The sequence below is a fragment of the Streptomyces sp. NPDC026092 genome (genome assembly GCF_040638605.1).
Classification (GTDB): domain Bacteria; phylum Actinomycetota; class Actinomycetes; order Streptomycetales; family Streptomycetaceae; genus Streptomyces.
This window is the reverse complement of the sequence record NZ_JBEZYN010000028.1, coordinates 79,737-91,565: the sequence shown is the minus strand read 5'-3', so window position 1 is coordinate 91,565 and position 11,829 is coordinate 79,737. Positions and strand designations below refer to the sequence as shown.

Below are 11,829 nucleotides of genomic sequence, written 5' to 3'. Positions count from 1 at the left end.
TTGCCGAACGACGCCGTCTCCGAGGTGAACCTGTCACCCGTCAGCTGCATACCGTCACCGGAGTCACCGGCGAACCGAATGATCACCCGATCGAGCTTGTGCACCTCTTTGCGGGTCGGTGCCCGCTCGATCGACAGACCGGTGTCCGCCGGGTCGAGAAGCGTCATGGGATGTCCTTAGGGGAGGAGAGGAAGAGCCGTGGCGAGGGCGATGGCCGCCGCGTACGACGGCAGGGGCGTCGGCACGTCGTGGACGGCGAAGTCGGCCAGTTCGGCGGGGAGTTCGGACACGCCCACGTACGGTTCGGCGACGCCGTACGCGAGGCCGACACCCGTCGCCTTCAGGTACGCCTCCTTGCGCGTCCACACCCGGGCAAGGGTCCCCGGGCGGGCCGCGTCCGGCAGGGCACGGAGGGCGCTCTGCTCGCGCGGGTGCAGGGAGGGCAGGAGTTCGTCGGTGATGGCCGGGCGCGGGACGCCCTCGACGTCGGCGCCCACCCGGACCCCCGAGACGGCGATCAGGGCGAGGCCGTCGCTGTGCGAGAGCGAGAAGTGCGGGCCGCCGCCGGCCAGGGCGGGCCGCCCGTGCGGCGCGCCGCAGCACGGGCAGTCCTCGCGGACCAGGCCCAGGGCCTCGGGGGCGAGCCCCGTGTACCCGCCGAGGACGAGGCGCAGCCCGATGTGGGCGGCCCGGTAGCGGTGCCGGTCGCCGGGGCGGCGCAGCCGGGCCGACTTGTCCTGTTCCTCGGGACTCAGGGGCGTCTCCTCGGCCGCCACCGGGTGGCCACCGACGATCTCCCGGTCCGTGTCCAGCCACCACAGGGCCACCTCGCCGCCCCTCGGCGGCCGGCCCGGCTCCGGGAGGGCGTGCTCCGGAATGTGGAGGGTGGGGAAGACGGCACGGAGATGGAATGCGCCGAGCGTGTCAGCCATCGAGGCCGCCGACCCTGCTGGCCCCGCCCGCCCCGCCCGCCCCGGCGAGTTCGCGGATCGTGGGCGTGCGGAACAGATCCCGCAGCGGTACGGCGGGCAGTCCGCGACCGCGCAGCGCGGCGCTGATCCGTACCGCGAGCAGGGAGTTGCCGCCGAGCTCGAAGAAGTCGTCGTCCAGGCCGACCGGTGTGCCGAGCATCGCCGACCACACCTCCTGGAGCACGGCCGCCTTGCTCGCGCCCTCGTTGGTCGCCGCTGCCGCGGCAGGCGGAGTCGCCGTCCGGGTCGGCTCCGGCAGCCGTGCCGCGTCCAGCTTCCCGTTGGTGGTCAGCGGAAGGGAGTCGAGCGGGGTGACGGTCGCCGGGAGCATGTACGCGGGCAGGACGGTCGCGGCCCGCTTCCGTACCCCCGCGGCGTCGAGGTCCGCCGGGACGACGTACGCGTCGAGGCGGGCGGTCGCCGGGTCGGACGGGTCGTCGCGGCGGACCACCACGGCCGCCGCGCGGACGTCGGGGTCCTCCAGGAGGACGGAACGGATCTCGTCCAGCTCGATGCGGAAGCCCCGGATCTTCACCTGGCTGTCGATGCGCCCCAGGTGTTCGAGGGTGCCGTCGGGGCGCAGCCGGCCGAGGTCGCCGCTGTGGTACTGGCGACCCTCCGCGTACGGGTCGGCGGTGAAGCGGGCGGCCGTGAGCTCGGGCTGCCCCAGGTAGCCGAGGGCCACGCCCGCGCCGCCGACGCGGATCTCGCCCGTCACGCCGGGCGGGACGAGCCGGCCGCGCGCGTCGGTCACGTACAGGTGCCAGCCGGGCAGCGCCGGGCCGACGGACTTCGAGCCCGCGAGGGCCAGTTCGCGGGTCAGCGTCTGCGCGGTCACGTGCACGGTGGTCTCGGTGATGCCGAACATGTTGACCATGCGGCACTCGTCCTCGGGGTGCCGGTCGAACCAGCGCAGCAGCATCCGGGCGTCCAGCGGCTCGCCGCCGAAGACCACGAGCCGTACGGCGAGCGCCGCGTGGTCGGTCTCCAGGAGCTGGGAGAAGGCGGACGGCGTCTGGCTGAGGACGGTGACGCCCTCGCGGCGCAGCAGGTCGCGGAACTCCTCGGGCTCGCGGGAGACGACGTACGGGACGACCACGAGCCGACCGCCGGTCAGCAGGCAGCCCCAGATCTCCCAGACGGAGAAGTCGAAGGCGCCGGAGTGGAAGAACGTCCACACGTCGTCCGGGCCGAGGCCGTACTCCTCGCGGGTCGCGTCGATGAGCGCGCCGACGTTGCGGTGCGGGACGACGACGCCCTTGGGGCGGCCGGTGGAGCCGGAGGTGTAGATGACGTACGCGGGCTCGTCCGGTCCGCCGACCCCCGGCAGTTCGACCGACTCATCCGGCGCGCTCGCCAGGAGGTCGTCGGGCGTGACGGGCGTACCCGCGTCCGCCGGGTACTCCGCGTGCCGGGTGATCACAAGGTCCAGTCCCGCGTCCTGCGCGGTGTGGGCGAGGCGGTCGGCCGGGTAGGCCGGGTCGGTGGGGACGTATGCCGCGCCCGCCTTGAGGACGCCGAGCATGGCCGCGACGATCTCGTTGGTGCGCTCCAGGCAGATGCCGACCCGGTCGCCGGGCGCGACTCCGCGCGCCACGAGACCACGGGCCAACCGGTCGGCCAGGGCGTCGAGTTCGCGGTACGTGAGGGTCGTCGTGCCGTCGCCGACCGCCGGGGCGTCCGGGCGGGCAGCCGCCACCCGAGCGAAGGCGTCCGTGAGCCGCTCCGGCGTGCCGGTCAGGACGGCGTCCGGGCGGCCGAGCGCGGCGACGCGCTCGCGCTCGGCGGCGTCCAGGAGTTCGGCCTCGTCCGCCCGGAGGACCGGGGTCTCGCCGAACTGGCGCAGGACGTGGGCGAGATGGCGCAGGAAGGCGTCGACGATCTCGGGCGAGAAGTGACTGCGGCGGTACGCGGCCCAGAGCCGGCCGCCGCCCTCTGCCTCACCCGGGAGCACCGTGACCGTGAGCGGGAACGGCGGTGCGAGGCAGGGCAGGTACTCCCCCGCGTACGGCAACGGGCCCTCCCCCACGGCCGGTTCGAGCAGGCCCACGGTCGCCGGGCGGTCCGTCGGCGACGGTACGGCGGCGAGCAGCGAGGCGAGCGTGGCGTCCGCCGGGATCGCGTGGGCGAGGGCTCCGCGCCGGTCGGTGGCGAGGGTGATGTCGCCGGTGGCGCCGTGGCCGTCGTAGCGGTGCAGGGTGAGAGCGAGGGCGGCGCGCAGCGCGGACGGGTCGGCCCCGGCGGGCAGGTCCAGGGAGCGGGTCTCCCAGGCGGTGGCACCGCTCGTACCGCCGCCCCAGTCGGGCGCGGGGCCGCCGACGACGGGGGTGGCGGCGGCCTCGGAACCGGCCGCCGTGGCACCCTCAATCGCTGCCCCGTCGACCAGGCCTGCGGCCAGGCGGGTGAGGCCGTTCCGGTCGAGCACCGAGCGGTCGGCGACGAGGATCAGGTCCTCGACTCCGTCCTCGTGGCGCAGCAGCACGCACCGGACGGCCGGGGTCGGCCGGTTCAGCTCGGTCCGTCGGCGGCGCAGGGCCGCCGGCTCGTCGGAACCGGCGGCGACGTCCTCCACCCACAGCCGCCAGGGGCTCGCCGCGCCCAGGCGGGCGGTCAGCTCGGCGGCGGTCACCCGACTGCTCAGCCGGACCCGTAGGGCGTGGCAACGCTCACCCACCATGGGGGTGTCCTCCCTCTCAACTCTCACAACGGTCACAACTGCTGGTCCCGCGCGGGTCAGCGCGCGGTGAAGCCGCCGTCCACGGTCATCACGGAGCCGGTCACCTGGCGGGCGTCGTCCGAGACGAGGTAGACGACGGCGGCGGCCACGTCCTCGGGCTCGATCAGGGCGTTCATCGGCTGCGCCTCGGTGAACGTCTGCTCGTGCTCGCCCACCTCCACCTCCAGGGCGCGGGCGATCTCGGCGAGCATCCGGCCCTCGGCGGTCGAGTCGTCGCGCACCGAACCGGGGCAGACGGCGTTGACCCGGACCTTGGTGGGCGCGTAGTCGAGCGCGGCGGCCTTCGTCAGTCCGATGAGGCCGTGCTTGGCGGCGACGTAGCCGGCGAAGTGCCGGTAGCCGACCAGGCCGGCCGTCGAGGAGATGTTGACGATGGAGCCGGAGCGGCGGGCGCTCATCGCCCCGGCGACCGTACGGATCACCCGCCAGGCGCCGGACAGGTCGACGTCGATCATCAACGCCCACTCGTCCTCGCCGATCTCGTGCGCGGGACGGCCCGAAGGGGCCGCGATCCCCGCGTTGTTGACGGCGGCGTCGATCCGGCCGAAGCGGTCCTCGGCGAGGGCCACCGCGGCCTCCACGGAGGCCAGGTCGCGGACGTCGCAGGCGGCGGTGAGCACGGCGGCGCCGTTCTTGCGGCAGAGGGTCGCGGTGTGTTCCAGCTGGCCACGGGTGCCCAGCGGGTACGGCACGCCGTCGAGGTCCTCGCAGAGGTCGAGCAGCGCGAGGTCGGCGCCCTCGGCGGCGCAGGCGACGGCGGTGGCCCGGCCGAGGCCCCGGGCGGCGCCGGTGACGAGGACGGTCTTGCCGGTCAGACGCACAGTTCCGCCCCCTCGGCCGAGGTCGCCAGCTCCTCGGCGACGATCCGGAGCAGTTCGGGCGCCGACTCGATGAGGTACATGTGGCCACCGTCCAGCTCGACGTGGCGGTGCCCGGCGTCCGTGGTCCGGTCCCACGCCTCGGCCTCGGAGCGGCGGACGAGGGTGTCGGCCGTGCCGCGCAGGGTGGTGACCGGGACCGACAGGCTCCGGTCGTCGGACGGTACGTACGACTCGTGCATCTCCACGTCGGCGCGGAGCGTGGGCAGGACCAGCTCGCGCAGCTCGGGGTCGTCCAGAGCCTCGTCCGCGTATCCGGCGAACTCGTTGACGCGCGCCAGGAACGCGTCGTCGTCGAGGCCCGTGGCGCGGGCGGCGCGCGGCTCGGCCGGGTGCGGGGAGCCGCTGGCGAAGAGCCGTACGAGGTGGACGTCCGGGGTGGCCGCGAGCCGGCGGGCCAGCTCGTACGCGAGGACCGCGCCGAGGCTGTGGCCGAAGAGGGCGACGCGGCGCGGGCGGGCCTCATCGGCCGCGAGGGCTGTCAGGAGGTCGGCGTGGAGGGCGTCGGCGGCGGCGTGCGCGTCGCGGAACGGCTCCTCGTCGATGAGGCGTTCACGGCCGGGGAGCTGGAGCGGCAGGACGTCGAGGCCGAGGGGCTCGGCGTGGCGCTGCCAGGGGCGGTAGAAGGAGGCTCCGGCGCCGGCGAAGGGCAGGCAGACGAGGGTCGTGCGGTCGGACATGTCAGTGTTCCCCGGTCTGGTCGGCGGCGGTGGGCGCGGGCTCGGGCGCGGGCGCGTCGGCCGGCAGGCGGACGTCGTAGGTGACCGGCAGCTTCACCAGGCCGCGGCTGGTGGAGTTGTCGAAGAGCCACTCCAGTTCCTCGGCGGGCACGGCCAGGCGCAGGCCGGGCAGGCGGCGCAGGAGGGTCGTGAAGGCTATCTGGCCCTCGACCCGGGAGAGCGGCGCGCCGACGCAGAAGTGCGGGCCCTGGCCGAAGGCGAGGTGGCGGTTGGCGGTGCGGGTGATGTCGAGCCGGTCCGGGTCCTCGAAGGCCTCGGGGTCGCGGTTGGCAGAGCCCATGAGGAGGTGGACGAAGGCCTCCTTGGGGATCGGGCAGCCGCCGATCTCCATGTCCTCGGCGGCGACCCGCAGGGTGCCGCGGTAGACGGGGGACTCGAAGCGCAGGAACTCCTCGACCGCCGAGCCGGCCAGGTCGGGCCGGGAGCGGAGCAGGGCGAGCTGGTCGGGGTGGGTGAGCAGGGCCTGGACGCCGTTACCGATGAGGTTGGCGGTGGTCTTGTGACCGGCGATGATCAGCAGGACGAGGGTGGAGACCAGCTCGTCGTTGGTGAAGCGGCCCTCCTCGTCGGCGGCCCGCAGCAGGATGCTGACCAGGTCGTCGCCGAGGTCGGCGCGCCGGTCGGCGAGCAGGTCGAGCAGGTAGCGCTCGATGTTCTCGCTGGCGTCCTTGAGCTTCTCGTTGGACTCGGCGTCCGGGTACGGGGCGCCGCTGAGCCAGTTGCCCCAGCTGTGCAGCTGCGGCCGGTCGGCGACCGGGACGCCGAGGAACTCGCAGATGACGCGCATCGGCAGGGAGAAGGCGAACTCCATCAGGTTCACTTCGCCGTGCTCGGGCAGGTCGTCGATGAGCTCGTCGGTGATCTCCTGGATGCGCGGGCGGAGCAGCTCCATCCGGCGCGGTACGAAGGCCCGGCTGACGAGCTTGCGCAGCCGGGTGTGCTCCGGCGGGTCGGCGGTGAGCATGTTGCGGATCAGTACGGGACTGGCGTCCTTGACGAGGTCCCTGAACCAGGCGGGGGCGTTGTCGATCTGCTTCGACAGGCGCGGGTCGCTGAAGGCCTTGAGCGTGGTCTCGTAGTCGGCGACGACGTAACCCTCGCCACCCACCGGGTAGTTGATCGCGTGGACCGGGCAACCGCTGGCGCGGAGCTTGGCGTTGGGGGTGTGGAGGTCGTTGCCCTCGGGGGCGGTGAAGAACTCGGGGGGCAGCTGGTCCGTGGTGCGGGGCAGCTCGGTGGTCATCGGGTTTCTCCTTCCTTGTCGGAACGCTTGCTCTCGGAATTCTCGGAACTCTCGGAACTCTCGGAAGTGGGGGCGTCGGCGGGCGGTGCCGTGTCGGCGAGCGCCGTGTCCGCGTACGCCTCCGGGGGCGCGAGGTTGCGGATGCGCGGGCTGAGGGTGGGCAGGGCGGCCAGGCCGGAGACGACGGCCATGATGGTGAACACCCAGACCGGTCCCGCCGCCTCGAAGACGGTGCCGATGGCGAAGACGCCGATCGGGGCCGCGATCATCGACATGAACATCACCGCGCCGAGGACCCGGCCCTGCGCCTTGTCGGGCACCATCGCCGCGAGGTAGGCGAGGAAGAGCGCGCTGGTGATGGGGCCGCGCAGGAACACGCAGGCGACGATGATGCCGAGCGGGATGAGCCCGGAGACGTTGGCGAGCAGGATCGCGGCCACGGGCCCGATCCAGGCGGCGGCCAGGAAGAGCTTCGCCGGGGCGACCTTCTTGATGACGGGTCCCGCGACGAGCGAGCCGACCAGTCCGCCGATGCCGGCGATGGAGAGCAGCATGCCGGTGAAGCTCGCGGAGGCGCCCCGACTCTCGGCGGTGGCGATCAGGGCGAGGAAGACGCCGGAGTGGGTGAACGCCATGTTCGAGCCCATGATCCAGACGATCAGCAGGCGCAGGACCGGCTGGTTGGCCAGGATCTTGAAGCCCTCGGCGGTGTTGCGCTTCTCCCCCGGGGTGATCTGCTCGACCTTCATCGGCTTGCGGATGAAGAGCAACAGGACGGTGGAGACGAGGAAGCCGATCGAGGCGCTCAGGAACGGGAACGCGCGCGCCACACCGAACAGCGCGCCGCCGACGGGCGGGCCGCCCATGGTCGCCGCGAAGTAGCGGATCTGGTTCTGGGCGGTGGCCTGGGTGAGCTGGGAGGGCGGGACCAGCTGCTTGATGGCGGCGAGTCCGGTGGGGTTGGAGATGCCCAGGCAGGCGGCCGAGCCGACGGCGACGGCGAAGACCAGGACGGGGTGGGTCTGGTCGGCGAAGACCAGCAGGCTGAAGACGCCGAGCAGGACGACCCGGACCAGGTTGCAGATGATCATCAGCAGCCGGCGGTCCACCCGGTCGGCGAGCGTCCCGCCGGGGATCGACATCAGGCTGGCGGTGATGAGCTGCGCCGAGCCGACCGCGCCCGCGTAGAAGGCGGATCCGGAGGAGGCCAGGATGAGCAGCGGGTACGCCACCTCCGCGGTCTCCTTGGCGAGCGCGGCGAAGGCCTCGCTGGTCCAGAGCGCCTGGAAGTCGCGGTTCTTGAGGAGCGGCTTCTCGGCGGGCTCCTGCTTGCCCTTGGTCTCCCCCTTGGTCTCCTTGCTCGTCTGCTCTCGCAGCTCCTGTTCGTCCGGCGACGCCGTCGCCTCGTCCGCCGCACTGCCGGGCGGTGTCTGCGAGACCGTCATGAGTCCTTCCTCTCCTTGGGTTCCTCTGTGAGTACTTCGTCGAGGCGGGCGGCGAGTTCGTCGACGTACGGGGCCCGCAGCATCGACCAGTGGTCGCCGGCGACCGGGACCACGCGCAGCCCCGCCGGGTAGAGCCCCGCCAGGCGCCGCGCCAGCCGGGCGGCCGCTCCCGGGTCCGCGTCCGCCTTGAACAGGACGGCCGGGCAGTCCACCGGGCCCGGCCGGTGGGCCAGTACGGCGGCCTGGCCGGCCAGGAACCGGCGGCGCGCCTCGGGGTCGCGGCGGAACGTTCCGGCGGTCGGGCCGACGCGGAGCAGGGTGTCGAGGCCGGCCCGTACCCCGCCGAGCAGGAAGTCGGGGGCCGCGGCGACGGGGAGCGGACGGGTGTCGGGGACGTAGCCGTCGAGGGAGACCAGGACGTCCACCTCCCGCCCGTGGCCGATGAGCAGCCGGGCGGTCTCCTGCGCGACGACGGCGCCGAAGGACCAGCCGCCGAGCGTGTACGCCCCCGCCGGCTGGGCCCGCAGCAGGGTGCGGGCGTGCGCGGCGGCGAGGGAGCGGATCGTGCCGCCCCGGGACGCGGGCCGCTCCAGGGCGAGGACCGGGCGGTCGCCCTCCGGGGCGAGCCGTGCGGCCAACTCCCGGTAGGGCAGGGCGTTTCCGAGGGCGTCCGCGACGAGGAAGACCGGGCGTCCGGTGCCTTCCCGCAGGGTGGCCACGCCGGGGGGCAGCGCGGTGACGGGGTCGGTCCGGCTGCCGGGCAGCCGCCGCTCGACGAGTTCGACGAGTCCGGCGAAGGTGCCCTTCAGGGCGAACTCGGTGACGGAGACCTCCGCGCCGAGCCGTTCGCGGACGGCGGTGGTGAGCGCGAGGGCGAGCAGCGACTCGCCGCCGAGCACGAAGAAGTCGTCACCGTCCCCGACGGCCGGGACGCCGAGGGTCTGCCGCCAGATCTCTTCGAGGGCGGGTCGCGGGCCTCCGGCGGCCACGGCGGCCTTCGCCACCGGAGCCTTCGCGACCGCACCCGCCGTCGCGCTGCCCTGGTCAGGTCCCGTCTCCCGTCCCGCCTCCGGGGCCGGGTCCGGGTCCTCGCCCAGGAGCGGGTGCGCGGGCAGCGAGCAGCGGACGGGGCGGTCCTCGGGGTCGGCGTACCGGGTCTCCAGGACCGTGTCGAGCGCCCGGTCCACGCCGAGCTCCCAGAGCGCGCCGATCGCGTCGAGCAGCCCGGTCTCCGTCTCGACCCGGCCGCCCGGGGCGAGCCGTACCGTCCGGTGGCGCGGGTTCCAGGCGGGCGCGACCCGCAGCGAGCCGGTCATCGAGCCGCCGGGGCCCAGCTCCAGGTACGTCGTGCAGCCGGCGGCCAGCAGCGTGGCGCTGCCGGCGTCGAGCCGGACCGGCTCGCGCAGGTGCTCGGCCCAGTGGCCGGGGGTGACCACGGCCTCGGGATCGGCCCAGTCGCCCGTGGTGTTGGAGATGTACGGCAGCCGTGGCGGGCGGGCGGGCATCGACGACAGATGGTCCCGCACCGCCTCGGCTGCCGAGTTCATGGCCGGCGAGTGGAAGGCCCGCCGGGTGTGGACGGGGGTGACGCGCAGTCCGGTGAGCGCGTCCCCCGCGAGAAGGGAGTCCATCGCGGCCTCGGGGCCCGAGAGGACCGCCGAACCGTTTCCGCGTACGGCGACGGTGATGCCGGAGTCGACGGGCAGCCGGGCCTCGACGTCGGCGGGGGCCACCTCGACCACGGCCATCCGGCCGGGGTCGGCGTCGCGCATGGCCACGGCCCGCCGGTGGACCAGGCCGACGGCGTCGGGCAGGCTCCACACCTCGGCGAGCGCGGCGGCGGCGTACTCGCCGATGCTGTTGCCGAGCATGGCGTGCGGGGTGACACCCCACGCGCCCAGCTGGCGCCCGAAGGCGAAGCCCAGGGCGAAGAGCCCGAGTTGCTGGTGGACGGTGTCCGCGTACCAGTCGTCGCCGACCGACCCGTCATCGAGCGACCCGTCATCGACCGACCCGTCATCGACCGACCGGTCGTCGAGCGAGCCCGGGACGATCACCGGGTTCAGGTCAACGCCGCAGTCGTCGTACGCGATCTTGCGGATCTCGTCGAAGGCCGCGCGGAACTCCGGCAGCAGCCGGTACGCGGCCTCGCCGGCGGCGCTCTTGAGGGTGCCCTGGCCCGGGAAGACGAAGGCGACCTTGCCCAACCGGCCCGCGGTGCCGGGCCGGTCCGCCGCCGCACCGGCCGCCGCGCGCAGCGCCTCCGCCGCGTGGGCGTGGTCGCGGACGACCACGGCCTGGCGGTGCTTGTGGACGCGGCGCCCGGACAAGGTCCATGCCACCGCGTCGAGTTCGGGCACCGAGGACGCGTCGGTGTCGAAACGGTCCGCCAGCGCCTCGTCCAAGCGGGCCAGCGAGGCCGGGCTGTACCCGGACAGCGGCAGCAGACGCGGTCCGCCGACGCGCCCCCCGGCGCGCCGGCGCGACAGCGCGACCGTCGGCGCCTCGGTCAGCACCGCGTGCGCGTTGGTGCCGCCGACGCCGAACGAGCTCACCGCTCCGGCCCGCCGCTCCTGGCCCGCGCGCAACTCCCACGGGACGAGCGCATCGGTCACGCGGAACGGCGAACGCTCCAGTTCGAGCAGCGGATTGGCGGACGTGTAGTGCGCGGTCGGGTAGATCTCGTGGTGCTCCAGCATCAGGGCCGTCTTGATCAGGCCCGTCACACCCGCCGCCGCGCCGGTGTGCCCGATGTTGCCCTTGACGGCACCGAGCGCGCACCAGCCGGTCTCCGCCTCCAGGCCCTCGCCCCGGCCCGCGCTCAGGCCCTCGCCCGCCGGGCCGAAGACCTCGGTGAGCGCCTGCACCTCGATGGGGTCGCCCAGTTGGGTCGCCGTCCCGTGCGCCTCGACGTGTCCGATCGCGGTCGCGGGGAGCCTCGCTGCGTCGAGGGCGGCGCGGATGACCTCGCTCTGGCCGCCGGCCGAGGGCGCGGTGTACGCCATCTTGTCCGCGCCGTCGTTGTTGACGGCGGTGCCCGCGATGACGGCGGCGATCCGGTCGCCGTCGCGCAGGGCGTCGGCGAGCCGCTTGAGCACGACCACGCCCACGCCCTCGCTGGGCACGGTCCCGGCGGACCGGGCGTCGAAGGGGCGGCAGTGTCCGTCCGGCGCCAGGATCCCGCCGGGCTCGAACAGGTACCCCCACTCACCGGCCGGCATCACGGTGACGCCGCCCGCGAGGGCCGCGTCGCACTCGCCGCCGCGCAGCGCGCCCACCGCGAGGTGGACGGCGGTCAGCGAGGTGGAGCAGGCGGTCTGCACGGTGATCGCGGGCCCGCGCAGGCCGAGCTTGTACGCGACCCGGGTGGCGACGAAGTCCTTCTCCCGCCCGATGTACCGGGCCAGTTCGCTCAAGGCCGCGTCGTTCCGGCCGGGGCCCGAGCGGTCGGCGCCCGCGTAGACGCCGACGCGGCCGCGGAACCGTACGGGATCGAGACCTGCGTCGTCGACGGCGGTGGCCGCGCACTCCAGGAAGACCCGCTGCTGCGGGTCCATCGCGGCCGCCTCCGCCCGGCTGTAGCGGAAGAAGGACCAGTCGAAGCGGCGGGAGTCCTCGATGACGCCCATGGCCGGTACGAAGTTCTCCCGGCCCGCGTAGGCGGGGTCCACACCGCGGGTGAGCAGCTCCTCACGGGTGGGGCGGCTGATGCCGTCCCGGCCCGCGCGGAGCAGGGCGCGGAAGGCGCGGACATCGCGCGCGCCGGGCAGCCGGCAGGCCATGCCGACGACGGCGACGGCGTCTTCGAGGGACAT

General features: G+C 74.1%; 7 protein-coding genes. All 7 read right to left on the bottom strand.

Going from position 1 to position 11,829, the window contains the following annotated elements; genetic code table 11:
• Positions 1-176: 176 nt before the first annotated feature.
• Genes AB0F56_RS32535 through AB0F56_RS32505 form a run of 7 tightly spaced genes read right to left on the bottom strand, consistent with a single transcriptional unit; the run spans position 177 to position 11,829 of the window.
• Positions 177-932 (bottom strand): 4'-phosphopantetheinyl transferase superfamily protein, encoded by a 756-nt coding sequence (locus AB0F56_RS32535; RefSeq protein WP_362016330.1) that lies wholly within the window; start codon positions 930-932, stop codon positions 177-179.
• A complete protein-coding gene (locus AB0F56_RS32530; protein ID WP_362016328.1) occupies positions 925-3,648 on the bottom strand; it encodes an amino acid adenylation domain-containing protein in 2,724 nt (907 codons plus the stop codon). The genes AB0F56_RS32535 and AB0F56_RS32530 overlap by 8 nt, the downstream gene beginning before the upstream one ends.
• Before the next feature lie 56 nt (positions 3,649-3,704).
• On the bottom strand, positions 3,705-4,529 hold the full coding sequence (locus AB0F56_RS32525; protein ID WP_362016326.1) for an SDR family oxidoreductase: 825 nt from the start codon (positions 4,527-4,529) through the stop codon (positions 3,705-3,707).
• Positions 4,520-5,266, bottom strand: a complete 747-nt coding sequence (locus tag AB0F56_RS32520; protein ID WP_362016324.1) for an alpha/beta fold hydrolase — start codon at positions 5,264-5,266, stop codon at positions 4,520-4,522. Before AB0F56_RS32520 ends, AB0F56_RS32525 begins: the two co-directional genes overlap by 10 nt.
• Position 5,267: 1 nt before the next feature.
• Positions 5,268-6,569, bottom strand: coding sequence for a cytochrome P450 (locus tag AB0F56_RS32515; RefSeq protein WP_362016322.1), 1,302 nt, complete (start codon positions 6,567-6,569; stop codon positions 5,268-5,270).
• A complete protein-coding gene (locus AB0F56_RS32510; RefSeq protein ID WP_362016320.1) occupies positions 6,566-8,014 on the bottom strand; it encodes an MFS transporter in 1,449 nt (482 codons plus the stop codon). Before AB0F56_RS32510 ends, AB0F56_RS32515 begins: the two co-directional genes overlap by 4 nt.
• Positions 8,011-11,829: a beta-ketoacyl synthase N-terminal-like domain-containing protein gene (locus AB0F56_RS32505; protein ID WP_362016318.1), complete on the bottom strand. Its 3,819-nt coding sequence runs from the start codon at positions 11,827-11,829 to the stop codon at positions 8,011-8,013. Before AB0F56_RS32505 ends, AB0F56_RS32510 begins: the two co-directional genes overlap by 4 nt.